14 protein-coding genes and 1 pseudogene are annotated in these 16106 nt (G+C 56.8%); 7 read left to right on the top strand and 8 right to left on the bottom strand.

Annotated elements, in window-relative coordinates; all coding sequences use genetic code 11:
* Nucleotides 1–65: 65 nt before the first annotated feature.
* On the bottom strand, nucleotides 66–944 hold the full coding sequence (yddG, locus tag ACW9E7_RS10005; protein ID WP_115875195.1) for an aromatic amino acid DMT transporter YddG: 879 nt from the start codon (nucleotides 942–944) through the stop codon (nucleotides 66–68).
* Nucleotides 945–1165: 221 nt separating this feature from the next.
* On the opposite strand from yddG, the pseudogene fdnG reads away from it, so the two are divergent.
* From fdnG to fdnI, 3 genes and pseudogenes are all read left to right on the top strand, one after another.
* A pseudogene (gene fdnG, locus ACW9E7_RS10000) lies at nucleotides 1166–4213 on the top strand (formate dehydrogenase-N subunit alpha).
* An 11-nt stretch (nucleotides 4214–4224) separates the two neighbouring features.
* Nucleotides 4225–5109: a formate dehydrogenase subunit beta gene (gene fdxH, locus ACW9E7_RS09995; RefSeq protein WP_458727711.1), complete on the top strand. Its 885-nt coding sequence runs from the start codon at nucleotides 4225–4227 to the stop codon at nucleotides 5107–5109.
* Nucleotides 5102–5758, top strand: coding sequence for a formate dehydrogenase-N subunit gamma (gene fdnI / locus ACW9E7_RS09990; RefSeq protein WP_458727710.1), 657 nt, complete (start codon nucleotides 5102–5104; stop codon nucleotides 5756–5758). Before fdxH ends, fdnI begins: the two co-directional genes overlap by 8 nt.
* A gap of 58 nt (nucleotides 5759–5816) precedes the next feature.
* Here fdnI and ppk2 read toward each other — a convergent pair whose 3' ends face one another.
* Complete coding sequence (gene ppk2 / locus ACW9E7_RS09985) at nucleotides 5817–6635, bottom strand: polyphosphate kinase 2 (protein ID WP_008501727.1); 819 nt, start codon at nucleotides 6633–6635, stop codon at nucleotides 5817–5819.
* A 260-nt stretch (nucleotides 6636–6895) separates the two neighbouring features.
* On the opposite strand from ppk2, the gene ACW9E7_RS09980 reads away from it, so the two are divergent.
* On the top strand, nucleotides 6896–7264 hold the full coding sequence (locus tag ACW9E7_RS09980) for an NlpC/P60 family protein (protein ID WP_133294487.1): 369 nt from the start codon (nucleotides 6896–6898) through the stop codon (nucleotides 7262–7264).
* Complete coding sequence (locus tag ACW9E7_RS09975) at nucleotides 7264–7761, top strand: YqhG/Tai3 family protein (protein ID WP_133294486.1); 498 nt, start codon at nucleotides 7264–7266, stop codon at nucleotides 7759–7761. The genes ACW9E7_RS09980 and ACW9E7_RS09975 overlap by 1 nt, the downstream gene beginning before the upstream one ends.
* 237 nt (nucleotides 7762–7998) lie before the next feature.
* Here the strand turns inward: ACW9E7_RS09975 and ACW9E7_RS09970 are convergent, their stop codons facing one another.
* Nucleotides 7999–8238 carry a hypothetical protein gene (locus tag ACW9E7_RS09970; protein WP_133294485.1) on the bottom strand — a complete coding sequence of 80 codons (240 nt, stop codon included), beginning with the start codon at nucleotides 8236–8238 and terminating at the stop codon, nucleotides 7999–8001.
* Nucleotides 8239–8776: 538 nt separating this feature from the next.
* Between ACW9E7_RS09970 and ACW9E7_RS09965 the strand changes: the two genes are divergently transcribed.
* Both ACW9E7_RS09965 and araJ read left to right on the top strand, forming a co-directional pair.
* Nucleotides 8777–9247: a YqhG/Tai3 family protein gene (locus tag ACW9E7_RS09965; RefSeq protein ID WP_458728387.1), complete on the top strand. Its 471-nt coding sequence runs from the start codon at nucleotides 8777–8779 to the stop codon at nucleotides 9245–9247.
* Nucleotides 9248–9435: 188 nt separating this feature from the next.
* A complete protein-coding gene (gene araJ / locus ACW9E7_RS09960; protein WP_458727709.1) occupies nucleotides 9436–10611 on the top strand; it encodes an MFS transporter AraJ in 1176 nt (391 codons plus the stop codon).
* A 6-nt stretch (nucleotides 10612–10617) separates the two neighbouring features.
* Here araJ and ACW9E7_RS09955 read toward each other — a convergent pair whose 3' ends face one another.
* Genes ACW9E7_RS09955 through ACW9E7_RS09935 form a run of 5 tightly spaced genes read right to left on the bottom strand, consistent with a single transcriptional unit; the run spans nucleotide 10618 to nucleotide 16102 of the window.
* Nucleotides 10618–11709 (bottom strand): alkylhydroperoxidase domain protein, encoded by a 1092-nt coding sequence (locus ACW9E7_RS09955; RefSeq protein ID WP_302235456.1) that lies wholly within the window; start codon nucleotides 11707–11709, stop codon nucleotides 10618–10620.
* Nucleotides 11710–11719: 10 nt separating this feature from the next.
* On the bottom strand, nucleotides 11720–12709 hold the full coding sequence (locus tag ACW9E7_RS09950) for a putative FMN-dependent luciferase-like monooxygenase (RefSeq protein ID WP_458727708.1): 990 nt from the start codon (nucleotides 12707–12709) through the stop codon (nucleotides 11720–11722).
* Nucleotides 12706–14313, bottom strand: a complete 1608-nt coding sequence (locus ACW9E7_RS09945) for a dipeptide ABC transporter ATP-binding protein (protein WP_458727707.1) — start codon at nucleotides 14311–14313, stop codon at nucleotides 12706–12708. The genes ACW9E7_RS09950 and ACW9E7_RS09945 overlap by 4 nt, the downstream gene beginning before the upstream one ends.
* Nucleotides 14310–15161, bottom strand: a complete 852-nt coding sequence (locus ACW9E7_RS09940) for an ABC transporter permease (protein WP_115875177.1) — start codon at nucleotides 15159–15161, stop codon at nucleotides 14310–14312. The genes ACW9E7_RS09945 and ACW9E7_RS09940 overlap by 4 nt, the downstream gene beginning before the upstream one ends.
* Nucleotides 15158–16102 (bottom strand): ABC transporter permease, encoded by a 945-nt coding sequence (locus tag ACW9E7_RS09935; RefSeq protein ID WP_133294479.1) that lies wholly within the window; start codon nucleotides 16100–16102, stop codon nucleotides 15158–15160. Before ACW9E7_RS09935 ends, ACW9E7_RS09940 begins: the two co-directional genes overlap by 4 nt.
* Nucleotides 16103–16106: the final 4 nt, after the last annotated feature.

Raw genomic sequence — 16106 nt, 5'->3', positions numbered from 1 at the left:
ATCACATTTTAAATTTATGTTAATTATGTTGCCGGGTTGAAATTAACCCGGCCGCTGGAGATGCGCTATTGTCTTGTTGCGTACCAGCAGAGCAACGACCCGGCGCAGACCATCAGCGCCCCTTGCCAGAACGAGAATGAAAGGGGAGAGCTTAGCACCGCGGCGGCAAGCGCGGCAGAGAGCACGGGGGTAAAATAGGATACGGCAGCCAGAACCGTGACGTTCCCGTGCAGAATGCCAATATTCCATGCGGCGTAACCAAACCCAAGCGCGATCCCGCACATGACGAGCTTAACCACCACCGGAAGCGTGAACACCATCTCGGGCTGATCGCTCAGAAAATATTTCACCCACAGGCTCAGCGCGGTCAGCAAAACAAACAGGGTAATACCGTTTTGTCCTTTCGCAAATTTGCTGGTGACGGTGCAATAGGCAGCCCAGATAAAGGCTCCGGCAAACGCCAGCGCGTAGCTCAGAGGGCTGGAAACGACATTGCGGGTTATTTCCTCAAGATGTAACCCTTCTTCACCGCCCAATACCCAGCAGACGCCCAGCAGCGAAATGACCAGGCCGGGGAGCACCCACAGGGTAGACTTTTGCCCGTTGAACAAAATCGCAAATACTATCGTCAGGCTTGGCCAAAGGTAATTCACCATACCCACTTCAATCGCCTGAGCGCGCGTTGCGGCATAGCCCAGCGACAGCGCCAGACATATTTCATAGCTGACAAATAAAACGCTGCCGGCAATAAGATAGCGGAGTGAAAACCGCCTGAGATCAGGAAATCCTACCGTCACCAGACACAGTAATCCGCTGAGGGTGTAGATCATCGCCGCACCGCCTACCGGCCCAAGCCCCTCACTCACGCTGCGAATAAGGCCGACCATGGTGCTCCATAACAATATCGCCGCCAGCCCAATAAGCGTTGCTCTCTTTCTGTCCATTACTTCGTCATCGCAATAAAAATCAGAGGGAAAATGTATCGCAATCATCCTGATGCTGTCGTGAATTATTCTCTTAAACCGTTAATCAATAAGGGGTAATGAAATGTTCCGGGGGTGACTATTAAGGGGGGGAAGGCAGATGACCTTGATTTGACGCAAAAAAATCAGGGGCTTTGCTGTTAGTTTGCGGCGCGAAATGTTTTCAGATAACGAGGACAACAATGGACGTCAGCCGCAGACAATTTTTTAAAATCTGCGCGGGCGGTATGGCCGGAACAACGGCAGCCATGCTGGGATTTGCCCCCAAAATGGCGCTGGCTCAGGCACGCAACTATAAGCTGCTGCGCGCGAAAGAGATCCGTAACACCTGCACATACTGCTCCGTGGGTTGTGGGCTTTTAATGTATAGCCTGGGCGATGGTGCGAAGAACGCCAGAGAAGCGATTTACCACATTGAAGGGGATCCGGATCATCCGGTGAGCCGCGGGGCGTTATGCCCGAAAGGGGCGGGGCTGCTGGACTATGTTCACAGCGAAAACCGCCTGCGCTACCCGGAATACCGCGCGCCGGGTTCTGATAAATGGCAGCGTATCTCCTGGGATGAGGCCTTCTCCCGTATAGCAGCGTTAATGAAAGCCGACCGCGATGCCAACTTTATTGAAAAGAACGCGCAGGGCGTAACGGTCAACCGCTGGCTTTCCACCGGGATGCTGTGTGCCTCTGCGGCCAGTAATGAAACCGGCATGCTGACGCAAAAGTTTGTGCGCTCGCTCGGCATGCTGGCGGTAGACAACCAGGCGCGCGTCTGACACGGACCAACGGTAGCAAGTCTTGCTCCAACATTTGGTCGCGGTGCGATGACCAACCACTGGGTTGATATCAAAAACGCGAATGTCGTGGTGGTGATGGGCGGTAACGCCGCTGAAGCCCATCCGGTGGGGTTCCGCTGGGCGATGGAAGCGAAAAACAACAACGATGCGACGCTTATCGTCGTCGATCCGCGCTTTACGCGTACGGCATCGGTGGCCGATATCTATGCGCCGATCCGCTCCGGTACGGACATTACGTTCCTGTCCGGCGTGCTGTTGTACCTGATCGAAAACAACAAAATTAACGCGGAATACGTTAAGCACTACACCAACGCGAACCTGCTGGTGCGGGATGATTTTGCCTTCGATGACGGGCTGTTTAGCGGCTATGACGCCGAAAAGCGCCAGTACGATAAAACGTCCTGGAACTATCAGTTCGATGAAAACGGCTATGCTATGCGCGATGAAACGCTCACACATCCGCGCTGCGTGTGGAACCTGCTAAAGCAGCACGTCTCCCGCTATACGCCGGACGTCGTGGAAAACATCTGCGGCACGCCGAAAGCGGACTTCCTGAAGGTGTGTGAGGTACTGGCCTCCACCAGCGCCGCCGACAGAACCACGACGTTCCTGTACGCGCTGGGCTGGACGCAGCACACCGTGGGCGCGCAGAACATCCGCACCATGGCGATGATCCAGCTGCTGCTCGGCAATATGGGGATGGCCGGTGGCGGCGTGAACGCGCTTCGCGGTCACTCCAATATTCAGGGCTTAACCGACCTCGGCCTGCTCTCGACCAGCCTGCCGGGCTACCTGACGCTGCCGTCTGAAAAGCAGACGGATCTGCAAACGTATCTTGAGGCCAATACGCCAAAAGCGACGCTGCCGGACCAGGTGAACTACTGGAGCAACTATCCGAAGTTCTACGTCAGCCTGATGAAATCCTTCTACGGCGATGCGGCGCAGAAAGAGAACGACTGGGGCTTTGAATGGCTGCCGAAGTGGGATCAGGCTTATGACGTCATCAAGTATTTCAACATGATGGATAAGGGCGACGTCACGGGGTATATCTGCCAGGGCTTCAACCCGGTAGCCTCTTTCCCGGACAAAAACAAAGTCGTTCGCAGCCTGAGCAAGCTGAAGTACATGGTCGTTATCGATCCGCTGGTGACCGAGACCTCCACCTTCTGGCAGAACCACGGGGAATCAAACGATGTCGATCCGGCGTCGATTCAGACCGAAGTTTTCCGCCTGCCGTCCACCTGCTTTGCGGAAGAGGACGGCTCCATTGCCAACTCCGGCCGCTGGCTGCAGTGGCACTGGAAAGGCCAGGACGCACCGGGCGAAGCGCGTAACGACGGCGAGATCCTCGCCGGAATTTACCACCGCCTGCGCGAGATGTACCGCACCGAAGGCGGTAAAGGCGCGGAGCCGCTGCTGAAGATGAGCTGGAGCTACAAGCAGCCCGATCGTCCTGAATCCGAAGAGGTCGCGAAAGAGAACAACGGCGTGGCGCTGGCGGATCTGTATGACCCGAGCGGCAACCTGGTGGCGAAAAAGGGCCAGCTGCTGAACAGCTTTGCGCTGCTGCGCGATGACGGCACCACGGCATCGTCGTGCTGGATCTACACCGGCAGCTGGACGGAGCAGGGCAACCAGATGGCCAACCGCGACAACGCCGACCCGTCCGGGCTGGGCAACACCCTGGGCTGGGCATGGGCGTGGCCGCTGAATCGTCGCGTGCTGTACAACCGTGCATCGGCGGATATTAACGGCAAGCCGTGGGATCCGAAACGCATGCTGATCCAGTGGAACGGGGCGAAATGGACGGGGAACGATATCCCTGACTACAACACCGCCGCGCCGGGCAGCAGCACCGGGCCGTTTATTATGCAGCCGGAAGGGCTGGGACGTCTGTTTGCTCTCAACAAGCTGGCGGAAGGGCCGTTCCCGGAGCATTACGAGCCGATGGAAACGCCGCTGGGCACGAACCCACTGCACCCGAACGTGGTCTCCAGCCCGGTGGTGCGTATCTACGAAGACGACGTCCTGCGCCTGGGCAAAAAGGACAAATTCCCGTATGTGGGAACGACCTACCGCCTGACCGAGCATTTCCATACCTGGACCAAGCACGCGCGGCTTAACGCCATCGCGCAGCCGGAACAGTTTGTGGAGATAAGCGAGACGCTGGCGAAGGCGAAAGGCATTGCCAACGGCGACCGCGTTAAGGTGAGCAGCAAGCGCGGCTTTATTCGCGCGGTGGCGGTGGTGACCCGCCGCCTGCAGTCGCTGAACGTGCATGGTCAGCAGGTGGAAACCGTCGGTATCCCGCTTCACTGAGGCTTTGAGGGCGTGGCGCAGAAAGGCTACATCGCCAATACCCTGACGCCAAACGTTGGGGATTCCAACTCGCAAACGCCGGAGTACAAGGCGTTTCTGGTCAACATCGAGAAAGCGTAAGGAGCGATTCAATGGCGATGGAAACACAAGACGTTATCAAACGCTCCGCGACTAACCCGATAACGCCCGCGCCCCGCGCGCGGGACTACAAGGCAGAGGTCGCCAAGCTTATCGACGTCTCCTCCTGCGTGGGCTGTAAGGCCTGCCAGGTGGCGTGCTCGGAGTGGAACGACATCCGCGACGAGGTGGGGCACTGCGTTGGGGTCTACGACAATCCGGCGGATCTGAGCGCTAAATCCTGGACGGTGATGCGTTTTAGCGAAACCGACCAGAACGGCAGGCTGGAGTGGCTCATCCGCAAAGACGGCTGCATGCACTGCGAGGATCCGGGCTGCCTGAAGGCGTGCCCGTCTGCCGGCGCGATTATTCAGTACGCCAATGGGATAGTCGATTTCCAGCAGGACAACTGCATCGGCTGCGGTTACTGCATCGCGGGCTGTCCGTTTAATGTCCCGCGTCTCAATAAAGAGGATAACCGGGTATACAAATGTACCCTGTGCGTGGACCGCGTCAGCATCGGGCAGGAGCCTGCCTGTGTGAAAACCTGTCCGACCGGGGCGATCCACTTCGGCACTAAAAAAGAGATGCTTGACGTGGCGCAGGCGCGGGTCGACAAGCTGAAAGCGCGCGGCTACGAGAATGCGGGCATTTATAACCCGCAGGGCGTGGGCGGTACGCACGTGATGTATGTGCTGCACCATAGCGACCAGCCCGAGCTGTACCACAACTTGCCGAAGGATCCGGCGATCGATACCTCCATTAACCTGTGGAAAGGGGCGCTCAAGCCTCTATCCGCGGTGGGCTTTATCGCCACCTTCGCTGGGCTGATTTATCACTACATCGGTATCGGGCCAAACAAAGAGGTGGATGACGACGAGGAGGAGCATCATGAGTAAGTCGAAAATGATAGTGCGCACAAAGTTTGTCGACCGCGCCTGTCACTGGACGGTGGTGATCTGCTTCTTCCTGGTGGCGGTATCGGGAATTTCGTTCTTCTTCCCGACGCTGCAGTGGCTGACCGAAACCTTCGGTACGCCGCAGATGGGGCGCATTCTGCACCCGTTCTTCGGCGTGCTGATTTTCGTGGTGCTGATGTTTATGTTCGTGCGCTTCGTCCACCATAACATCCCGGACAAGCAGGATATCCCGTGGGTGAAAGGGATCGTCGAAGTCCTGAAGGGCAACGAGCACAAAGTCGCGAAGGTGGGGAAATACAATGCCGGGCAAAAGATGATGTTCTGGACCATCATGAGCATGATTTTTGTGCTGCTGGTGACCGGGGTGATTATCTGGCGTCCGTATTTTGCACACTACTTCCCGATACAGGTGATTCGCTACGCGCTGCTGATCCACGCGACGTCGGCCATCATTCTGATTCACGCCATCCTGATCCATATGTATATGGCGTTCTGGGTGAAAGGATCGATTAAAGGCATGATTGAAGGGAAGGTGAGTCGCCTCTGGGCGCAGAAACACCATCCGCGCTGGTATCGTGACGTGGAACGGCTGGAAGCGAAACAGGAAAGTACGGAAGGGATCAAGTAAGACCTGCGCCGTCGGCTCTGCCCGGCGGCGCTGCGCTTGCGCGGGCCTACTCTTCAAATCAGAACCGCTCTTCCACATAGCGGAACGGGTATTTCGTGGGTTTGACTTTGCCGATTTTGCGCTTCGGTAAATCCACCTTGTCGACGTGAATTTCTTTATACGGTATCTGCGAAAGCAGATGCGAAATAATATTCAGGCGCACGCGTTTTTTATCCTCTGAACGCGCCACAAACCACGGCGCCCAGGCGGTATCGGTGGCTTCAAACATGGCGTCGCGCGCAAGGGTATACTCATCCCACAGGTTAAAGGATTTAATATCCATCGGTGATAGCTTCCAGATTTTACGACCATCGTTAATACGGTCGCGCAGGCGCCGCTCCTGCTCTTTCGGCGTCACCTCCAGCCAGTACTTCAGCAGGATAATTCCGGCATCGACCATCGCTTTTTCCATAACCGGCGCGCCGTCCAAAAATTTCTCCGCCTGTTCCTCCGTGCAGAACCCCATCACCCGTTCCACGCCCGCGCGGTTATACCAGCTGCGATCGAAGATCACGATTTCGCCAGCCGAAGGCAGATGCGGCACATAGCGCTGGAAGTAGAGCTGGCTTTTTTCCTTTTCCGTCGGGGCAGGGAGCGCAACAACGCGAAACACGCGCGGGCTGACGCGCTCGGTGATCGCTTTAATGGTGCCACCTTTGCCTGCACCATCGCGACCTTCAAAAACAATACACACTTTTAACCCTTTGGCGACGACCCACTGCTGGAGCTTAACCAGTTCGACGTGCAGGCGGCGGAGCTCTTTTTCATACTCTTTGGTCTTAAGCGGTGCATTCGATACGACATCAACAGCGACAGGGGTTTTCTTTTTGCTTCCCATGATTGTCATCCTCAGGTTGTCCGGCGTGGAAAAAGCGAGGCCGCACTATGAAGTGTAATCCACCTGATATTAAACGTATTGTTTTTAGGTAATTAATTTAGCAACACTTTTTCAAGCAGTTATTTAGGTATTAACGAAGGTGCTTAGCACCCGTTCCCCTTTTAGAACGTCACGGATGCGAAAAATCAGCACGTTTAAGCCCACACGCTAAATATGGTTAGCGTGATAATTTCGTTCTTATTTACTTAAAGGAACTAAGAATGAGTTGGAATAAAGAAGCTGCTGTTTCACACCTCCGATCACGCGCTCTCGGTCGTTCACATAACGAATGTGCAATGTTTACCAGGGAAGCAATAAAAGCAGGTGGCGTCAGGCTGGAGAGAACGCTAAACGCAAAAGATTACGGGCCATCATTACTGCGAGCGGGATTTCATGAAGTTCCTCCGGGTTCTACATTATTAAGTGGCGATGTTGCTGTCATTCAACCCTATCCGGGCGGAAACTCAAGCGGACATATGACAATGTATGACGGCACACAGTGGATTTCCGATTTTCGACAACACGGCATGTACCCTGGGCCGGGGTATCGCGCGGCTCAACCGTCTTTCAAAATTTACAGGAAGAATTGATGCGAGCTGCAATGGTGTTGTTTGCGTGTCTGCTTTCCGCATGTACTGTTAAGCCCGATATCAGCGCTTCAGACCGCGTCCGAGCTTTCTACGCAGCATATCTACCGACCCTTACCAGTAGTGACAGAGAATTCCCACTATCCGAAATGAGCGAATATGTCTCTGCAGACACGCTCAAGAGACTGGACGATATAGAGTCGATACCCGAACAAGATTTACTTGGCTCTGATTACTTCGCTTACGCGCAGGATTATGACCCGTCGTGGATATCGGCGCTCACTGTCGGTACCTCGAACCCCTTTTTGGGTGGTGAGGTAATGCCAGTTTGGATTGGTAAGGAAAACGGCGGGAAGTTAGAACTGGAAGTTTTCGTTCGGCGTGAGGCTGATAAATGGAAGATATACAGGGTCCGTGATGTAAGCGATAACTATGAGCATCCCATATTTAACTCGGGTGCAATAACTCGCGTGAAGTCTGCTGCTGAAAGCGGCCTGTAAAGAATAAACCTCACAAGCCCTGGCACCTGCCGGGGCTTTTTATTGCGCGCGTACCAGGTGTACGGAGCGCGCCCGGTTGTGCGTTCGGCACATCCAGTTAAGGCCCACCATTAGCAATTTAAACAAGCAGATAGAGAGATGTCTAATGTAACAAAATAGCGGTGTGTTAAATGTAAAAGGACGAGTTTTTCTTACGAATCCCCTCGTCCCTTTGCTTCAATTAAGCTTTACTTTGCTTCACTTGGGAAAAAACTGCTCCAACATTTTCGCTAGATCTGGCTTTCCTAACGAATTTAACTCGCTAAGTAAGTTATCGCGGCAATCTTGGGTGAGTTTTGTGGCAATCAAGCCAATAAGTAATTTGATTGCAGTAATTTCTCCGTTAACGTCGTCAAAGGTTTTAGTACTTGTGTTTAGCTTAATATTCACATCATGATGCGGCATAAAAAATTTCCTTATCAAGAGGTTATCAGCCATTCCTCTTTGCTGATTGCACACATGTTGCTGCATGGGTGAGCTGAGGCTTGATGGTAACTAAGCACGCTAATAATAACCTTGATCATAATGCGGATTTTCAATGTAAGTGATCTTATAGTGCGTCCTACGGGACGCATTCATTAAGACCGCTGACAGTTTTTTTGCTTTCCGGCGATACGGCAGGGGTATTCGCGAATGTGCCACGGCACAGTACCCCTGTCATATCGTCGCTATTCGTTTTAGTATTAATACTACATTTCAGCATTTTTAATCCCACAGCTTATCAAAGGTTAACGTAATAATTTCCTTCTCACTTACTTAAAGGAACTAAGAATGAGTTGGAATAAATAAGCTACTGTTTCGTATCTCCGTTCACACGCTCTGGGGCGCTCTCATAGTGAATGTGCTAAGTTTACCCTCCTTGCCATTCTGGCTGGCGGTGTTAAGGTAGCGAACACAGATTATGCAAAAGATTATGGGGTTGAATTATTACGTGCTGGATTCAGTGAGCTGCCGCCCGGTTCAACTTTAATTGCTGGTGGGATGTAGTTCGGCTGCCAATCTAGAACGTAGCGCACAAGACGCTACTGAATCATTTTATAAATCCTATCTTTCCGTATTCGGCAGCGATGAAGCCAGGCCTTATCCTGCCGATGAACTGCACAAATATATTTCTGCTGATACTATTGCTCGTATCAATGCTATTCAGGAAATCTCTGAACAAGAGTTAATAGAGTCTGACTATTTTACGTATACACAAGATTACTCCCGTGAATGGATACCTGCGTTACGAGTGGAAAACGCCAGACTATTTTTAAACGGTGAAGCAGTCCAGGTTTTTGAAGGGGCGGGTAACGGGAGAAGCATTCACCTGGAGGTATTTCTTCGTCGTGAAGATGATGCATGGAAAATTTACCGTGTTCGTGACGTAACGAACAATCACGAGCACCCAATTTTCAATGCTGGCGCGATTACACGCGCTAAAGCAGCGGCAGAAAGCACACCGTAAAAGCCAGACCTTAAACCCTTTAAAGCCCTGACGCCTGCCGGGGCTTTTTGTTTTCCATTGCCCCGTGTCGCGGTTGGAGAAAACTCCTGAATTAATGGATTAACCTGTCAGCCATCTGATTTGAACTGGCTCACCATACAAGATTATTCAATAATGCCCGCTGCGAGTGATTAACCCGTGGTTGAGGCATGAAAAAGACAATATTTTCGCTGGCGCTTGGCACATTTGGCCTTGGCATGGCCGAATTTGGCATTATGGGCGTGTTAACCGAGCTGGCGCATGACACCGGTATTTCGATTCCCTCCGCCGGGAATATGATCTCGTTTTATGCCTTCGGCGTGGTTATTGGCGCCCCGATTGTGGCGCTGTTCTCAGGCAGGTTCTCCTTAAAAACTACGCTGCTGTTTCTGGTTGCCATGTGCGCGGTTGGGAACGCTCTGTTTACGTTTTCTACGTCATATTTCTGGCTGGCGATCGGGCGCTTGATTTCCGGTTTCCCGCACGGCGCCATTTTCGGCGTCGGGGCGATTATTCTTTCTAAAATCGCGCCGCCGGGGAAGGTGACGGTCGCGGTGGCCGGGATGATCGCCGGGATGACCGTGGCCAACCTGATGGGCGTTCCGCTGGGGACCTGGCTCGGGCACCAGTTTAGCTGGCGCTATACTTTTTTTCTGATTGCCGTGTTCGATGCGCTGGTGATCCTTTCGGTTCTGCTCTGGGTGCCGGACATCCGCGACAAATCGGAAATCAAATTGACCGAGCAGTTCCACTTTCTGAAAAAACCAGAACCCTGGCTGATTTTTGCCGCCACCATGTTTGGCAACGCCGGGGTGTTCGCGTGGTTCAGCTTCGTTAAGCCGTTTATGGTCAACGTCTCCGGTTTTTCAGAAGGGGTGATGACGGCCATCATGATGCTAATGGGGCTTGGCATGGTGTTGGGCAATTTGCTGAGCGGCAAGCTCTCGGGACGCTTTAGCCCGCTGCGCATTGCGGCGACCACCGACATGGTGATTGTCGCCTCGCTGCTGTTGCTTTTCGCCTGTGGCGAACTGAAAACGGCCTCGCTGGTCATGGGTTTTATCTGCTGTGCCGGGCTGTTTGCGCTCTCTGCGCCGCTACAAATTCTGCTTCTGCAAAATGCGAAGGGCGGTGAGATGCTGGGTGCCGCGGGCGGGCAGATGGCGTTTAATCTCGGCAGCGCGATCGGGGCATATTTTGGCGGGATGATGATTACCCTCGGCTTTAGCTGGCGCTACGTCACGCTGCCTGCGGCGATACTCTCGTTCTCGGCCATGAGCGCGCTGTTGATCTACGGTTACCTGCGGGCCAGACGGGCTCAGGCTAACGCTCGCGCGCTAGCCTGATCGAATTCAGGCAAGCCAGGGCTCGCCCAGGGTCAGCATCAGGCGGTTGGCCCAGGCGAAGAACGCGGCGGACTGCACCAGGTCAAGCTGGGCTAAGGTGTCCAGCCCCTCTTTTTCAAGCGCGGCAAGGTGCAGCGGCGTGGCGGCAGGCGGAGTAACCGACAGCGCCGCCGCAAAATTTATCTCCGCCTGCCAGCGCGCAGATTGTCCCTCGCTCAGGGATTGTCCTGGACGCACGGCCAGCAGGGCCTCTACCGCAGCGTCATCCTTTGACAGCTGGCTGGCTTTCCGCGCATGGACAGATGCGCAGTAGATGCAGCCGTTAATTTTACTGGCGACCGTTGCGGCCAGCTCGCGCTCGGCGCGCGGCAATCCTCCCGGCGTATAAAAAATCCCTTTATCCGTTAGCGTGCGCTGTTCAAGCACCGGCAGGTTGCGGCCCAGCAGGCGGAAATAGTCGGAATCGGTGTGGCCAAACTTCGCCAGGATCGCAACCTCGTCATCACGAAAATCCGCCAGCGGTTTGGCGGCGATCCACGGTTCCCAGCCCAGTTCCTGCTGGGTGAAGGCGACGGGAGCCGCCTTGCCGGTGGCCGTGGTTGCGGTCGTGTGCCAGACGCCTGCCGCCACCGGGGCATCGCTTGTGGCGACTGGCCTGTCGTTCAGCAGCCGCAGCCCGGCAATCAGTCGGCTCTGGAAGCTGACAAAGGCGATCAGCTGCGCCAGGGTCACGATACCTTCTTTGCTCCATCCCGCCTGGGTCAGCGCCTTTAACGATGCGGGCGAAGCTTCAACGGGTGAGAAGGTCAGCAGGCGCGCGAAGTTCAGCGCCGGGGTCAGACGGTCGGAGGTCGGGTCCGCCAGGCCAAACCCCGCATAGTGCGCGGCCAGCGCCTCCGCGTTGTGCCACCTCGCGACTTTTGCCGCGACGGCGAAGCGCTCGTCCAGCGCAAAAACGCTGTCCTGCTGGGTAAATAAGATTTCGTAGCTGCCCTGCGCGTGTCTCGTGGCGGCGTCCCGCGTGGCGCGCGCCTCTGCCAGAGGGGAACCGGGTTTAATTTCCGCCAGCTCGGCGAGAATGTCGTGACTTAATGACATAGGTGTCTCCTCAAAGGATGTGGGGGGCAATATGTTCGGCGATCAGTTCGATAGAGCGCAGCGTGTCGCGATGGGTGGGCTCGACCGAATGGACCTGGAATGAGATGTCCGTGGCGCGCCGGAGAACGGAATCGGCCTGCAGCGAACGCAGCACCGTCTCGGGCGAACCGATGTGGGCGTCGAACTGACGACGAAAATCTGTGACGGTGTCACCTTTAACCGCGTGCCCGGCGGCGCGTTGCTGCTGGGCCTGTTTCGTGAGGCCCGGCGTCGCAACTTTCAGCGCATAGTCATCGCTGTCGGCGACGAACGCGGTACGGGAAGCCAGAATGCGCGGTGCGATGCCCGCGGGCAGCGCCTCAAGGTAGGCATCCACAATCGGGTTCTGGATCGCGTCGAGCGTTAAATCCAACTGGTCTGCCGGGCGCGGCTGCGTGCGGGAGAGCATCAAACCGTGTCCAGCCCGCGCGGCGCGAACGGCACCGTCGACGGAAAAGGTGGCAATCCAGATCCGGTCAGCCAGCTGTGGCGCTGGCGGGTACAGGTGGTTATCCGGATGGGTGAGCGAGTCCCCGCGCCAGGCGCTCTGGATCACATGTAGATGGTCAGCAAAGGCCGCGCCGCGCTGTTCGAACGTCAGTCCGAACGGAAGGAAAGAGGTCGGCGTGCCGCCCGAACCAAAACCGACTTCGAGACGTCCATCGGCGAGTAAATCCAGCACCGCGGCATCTTCTGCGACGCGCAGCGGGTTTTCCATCGGCAGCGTAATGATGGCCGTGCCGAGTCGAATGGTTTCAGTATGCGCCGCAACGTGTGCCAGAAACAGCAGCGGCGACGGCAGGCCGCCTTCACTTTCATGGAAGTGGTGCTGAGCAATCCAGGCGCTGTCAAAACCGTGGCGTTCGGCGTGGCGGATCTGTTCGGTTGCCAGACGATAGCGCTCCTTCGGCGTGGCGTCGTCAAGCAGGCGGGTGAAAAATCCCAGGCGTTTTCGCGTCATGCGAACTCCTCCGTAGCGGGTGAAAAATGGGGAATGGCAGCAATCAGCTCGCGGGTATAGTCGTTCTGTGGTGATGTGAATAAGGTTTCGACGTCGCCCTGTTCGACCACCTGACCGCTGCGCAGCACCGTGACGCTGTGGGCGATCCGGCGAACGGTGGAGAGATCGTGCGTGATGAACAGGTAGGTTAATCCCAGCTGCTGCTGCAGCTGCTGAAGCAGTGCCAGGATCTGCGCCTGCACGGTGACGTCCAGCGCGGAGGTGGCTTCGTCCAGCACCAGAATAGTCGGCTCCAGAATCAGCGCCCGGGCGATGGCCACGCGCTGGCGCTGACCGCCTGATAGCTCCCTGGCGGTGCGGGTCAGGAGTTCGGTAGGCAGGGCAACCCGCTGCGCCACGATTTCCACCCGGACCTTTCGCTCAGCCTTCGCGAGGCGGGAAAAGTTCTTCAGGGGCTCTTCGATGATGTCAAACAGCGTCTGACGCGGATCGAGAGAGGCGAACGGGTTCTGGTAAACAAACTGGATCTTCTGGCGCAGCTGACGACGGGCCTCGCGGCTGAGCGCGGTGGCATCAATGTCATCAATAATGACCTGTCCGCTGTCGGCCTGTTCAAAACCCAGCAAAATACGGGCGAGGGTGGTCTTCCCGGAGCCGGATTCACCGACCAGAGCGTGCGTGCTGCCGCGCCTGACGTCAAACGTCACCCGATCCAGCGCCTGAAGCTGATGATCTTTGCCCAGCGAGAACCGTTTGCTGATGGCGCGGGCGCGAATGGCCGGTGACGCGAGCGGCAGGCCGGCTACCGGGGCGATGGTCAGGCGCTGGCCCTGGAGATCGCTCAGCAGCTGGCGGGTGTAGGCGTGCTGCGGCGTGCGGACGATGTCGGCGGTGTCGCCGTGCTCCTGAACCTCACCATGGCGAAAAACCAGCAGCCTGTCCGCGCGCTGAGCGGCCAGCGCCAGATCGTGGGTGACAAACAGAACGGCAGTACCCGATTCCCGGCGCAGGATATCCAGCAGATCGAGAATGCGTTTTTGCACCGTCACGTCCAGCGCGCTGGTGGGCTCATCGGCAATGATGACGTCCGGACGCAGCGCTATCGCGATGGCAATCAACACGCGCTGTTTCATTCCGCCGGAGAGCTGGTGCGGATACTGCTTCATGCGCTGTTCGGGGTGGCTCAGGCCGACCTTTGTCAGCAGGGCAAGCACCTGCTCGTCGCGCTCGGCGCGGGTCACCTTCTGGTGCAGCTGAATAATTTCCCCGACCTGACCACCGATCGTCTTCACCGGGTTGAGTGAATTACCCGGATCCTGCGGAACCAGGCTGATTCGCGCCCCGCGCAGGGTATCGAGACGCTTCGCTGACCACCGGCTAATCTCCTCGCCGTTGAGCACGATTTTCCCCGCATCGCGACGGGCGTTATCCGCCAGCAGGCCAATGATCGCCTGTGCCGTGGTCGTTTTGCCGGATCCGGATTCGCCGACAAACGCCAGCATTTCCCCTCGCCTGAGGGTGAAGCTGACGTTATGCACCACCTCGCGCCACTGGCGCGCGGTACGGTAGCTGATGGTCAGGTTTTCTACCGAGAGTACGGTCATTTCAGGCCTCCGCTGAACTGCTGGCTGATACGGTTGGTGGCAAGCACGACGGCGATGACGACGACGCCGGGGAAGGTGGTTAGCCACCAGGCGGTAGAGAGATAGTTACGGCCTTCGGCGATCAATAAGCCCCATTCCGGCACGGGCGGCGGGGTGCCGTAGCCGAGAAAGCTCAGCGTTGAAAGGGCCAGGATAGCCTGACCAAACTGCAGCGTGGCAAAGGCAAGGACGGCGGTTAACGCGTTGGGCAGGATGTGTCGCCACAGCACCGCCAGGAACGTCCCGCCGCTGCCGAACGCCGCCTCGACATAATCCGTATGGCGGATGCGCACCACTTCACCGCGCGCGAGGCGGGCGAAGCTGGCAATGGAGGCCACGCCGACGGCAATGGCGGCGTTAACGGTGCCAAACCCGAGCAGAATAATAACCGTCAGCGAGAGCAGCAGTGACGGAATGGACAACAGCACGTCGACAAAACGCATCAGGAAAGACTCGACGCGTCCGGCGAACGCCCCGGCGATGACCCCCAGACCTGTGCCGACCACCAGCCCCATCGTGACGGCAGCGAGCGCCGCGCTCAGGGAGTGGGACGCACCGTACACAATACGGGTGTAAACATCGCGACCAAGCTGATCGGTGCCGAGCCAGTGTCCCGCCTGCGGCGCCAGACGTTGCGCTCCGGCGATGCCCTCAATCGGGCTGTAGTGGGTTAACAGGCCGGGCGCCACGGCGGCGAAAATCGCAATGATAATTACCGCCCATGCCAGCCACAGTCCGGGCTGCCACGCGACGCCCTGCCAGCCGGGAACGCGTTTTCGCGCGGCGGCAGCGTAATCGACCAGGCTCATGATGCACCTCCGGTAACGGTTTGCAGACGGGGATCCAGCAGCGGCATAAGCAGGTCCACCAGCAGGTTGATCAGGACAAAGCCGAGGGCGGAAATCATTACTACCGCCTGAAGCACGGCAATATCCTGGTTATTCACCGCCTGCTGGGTCAGCTGCCCGAGCCCGCTGCGGCCAAAAACGGTTTCGGTGATCAGCGCCCCGGCAATCAGCTCGCCCAGCAGCAGCCCGGCAATGTTCAGGACAGGCAGCAGGGCGTTGCGGGTCACGTGACGCCACAGCACGGCGGTTTCACTCAGCCCTTTGGCGCGGGCTACGGCAACAAACGGCTGCGTCGCCACCTGGTCGAGGCTGCGCATCAGGATTTGTGCCAGCGGAGCGGAGATCGGGATCGCGACGGTCACGATCGGCAGGATCAGCCCCTGCAGCGGCGTCGGGTTAATCACCGGGATCAGCCGCAGCTGAAAAGAAAAGAGCTGGATGAGGGCAATCCCCAGCCAGAACGTGGGTAAGGAGATAAACAGGACCGGCAGAGACTGGAGGGTATTGCTCAGCCAGCGCAGACCCGGCAGACGCGACGCAAAGGCCAGCGCAAACGCCAGCAGAACCGCGAGTAAAAAGGCGGGCAGGGCGAGGCTCAGGGTATCCGGCAGATTGCTGGCAATCAGCTCGCTGACCGGCACCCCGGCCTGTAACGAATAGCCGAAATCCCCGAGCAGCATCGCCAGCAGCGTATGGCCGTATTGCTGCCACAGCGGGCTGTCCGCGCCGTAGGCCACTCGCATCTCCTCAATTTGCGCCGGGCTTAAGCCCAGGTCCGGGTTCTGAAATTTAATCAGCACCGCGTCGCCCGGCAGCACCTGGAGCAACACGAACGAGAGGGTAAAGGCGGCCCACAGTACCAGCAGCCCGTGCCCAAAGCGTTGAAGAAGTGCGTGGCGCATCGTC

The organism is Enterobacter sp. H2G27 (assembly GCF_054403075.1).
This window is presented reverse-complemented; position numbering and strand designations above follow the sequence as displayed.

Excerpts from the sequence above, each read along its gene's own strand:
- ACW9E7_RS09970 (WP_133294485.1), bottom strand. The coding sequence starts at position 8,238 with ATGGCTGATAACCTCTTGATAAGGAAATTTTTTATGCCGCATCATGAT.
- ACW9E7_RS09935 (WP_133294479.1), bottom strand. The coding sequence starts at position 16,102 with ATGCGCCACGCACTTCTTCAACGCTTTGGGCACGGGCTGCTGGTACTG.
- ACW9E7_RS09955 (WP_302235456.1), bottom strand. The coding sequence starts at position 11,709 with ATGTCATTAAGTCACGACATTCTCGCCGAGCTGGCGGAAATTAAACCC.
- ACW9E7_RS09975 (WP_133294486.1), top strand. The coding sequence starts at position 7,264 with ATGCGAGCTGCAATGGTGTTGTTTGCGTGTCTGCTTTCCGCATGTACT.
- ACW9E7_RS09945 (WP_458727707.1), bottom strand. The coding sequence starts at position 14,313 with ATGACCGTACTCTCGGTAGAAAACCTGACCATCAGCTACCGTACCGCG.
- ACW9E7_RS09950 (WP_458727708.1), bottom strand. The coding sequence starts at position 12,709 with ATGACGCGAAAACGCCTGGGATTTTTCACCCGCCTGCTTGACGACGCC.
- ACW9E7_RS09980 (WP_133294487.1), top strand. The coding sequence starts at position 6,896 with ATGAGTTGGAATAAAGAAGCTGCTGTTTCACACCTCCGATCACGCGCT.
- fdxH (WP_458727711.1), top strand. The coding sequence starts at position 4,225 with ATGGCGATGGAAACACAAGACGTTATCAAACGCTCCGCGACTAACCCG.
- fdnI (WP_458727710.1), top strand. The coding sequence starts at position 5,102 with ATGAGTAAGTCGAAAATGATAGTGCGCACAAAGTTTGTCGACCGCGCC.
- yddG (WP_115875195.1), bottom strand. The coding sequence starts at position 944 with ATGGACAGAAAGAGAGCAACGCTTATTGGGCTGGCGGCGATATTGTTA.
- ppk2 (WP_008501727.1), bottom strand. The coding sequence starts at position 6,635 with ATGGGAAGCAAAAAGAAAACCCCTGTCGCTGTTGATGTCGTATCGAAT.
- araJ (WP_458727709.1), top strand. The coding sequence starts at position 9,436 with ATGAAAAAGACAATATTTTCGCTGGCGCTTGGCACATTTGGCCTTGGC.
- ACW9E7_RS09940 (WP_115875177.1), bottom strand. The coding sequence starts at position 15,161 with ATGAGCCTGGTCGATTACGCTGCCGCCGCGCGAAAACGCGTTCCCGGC.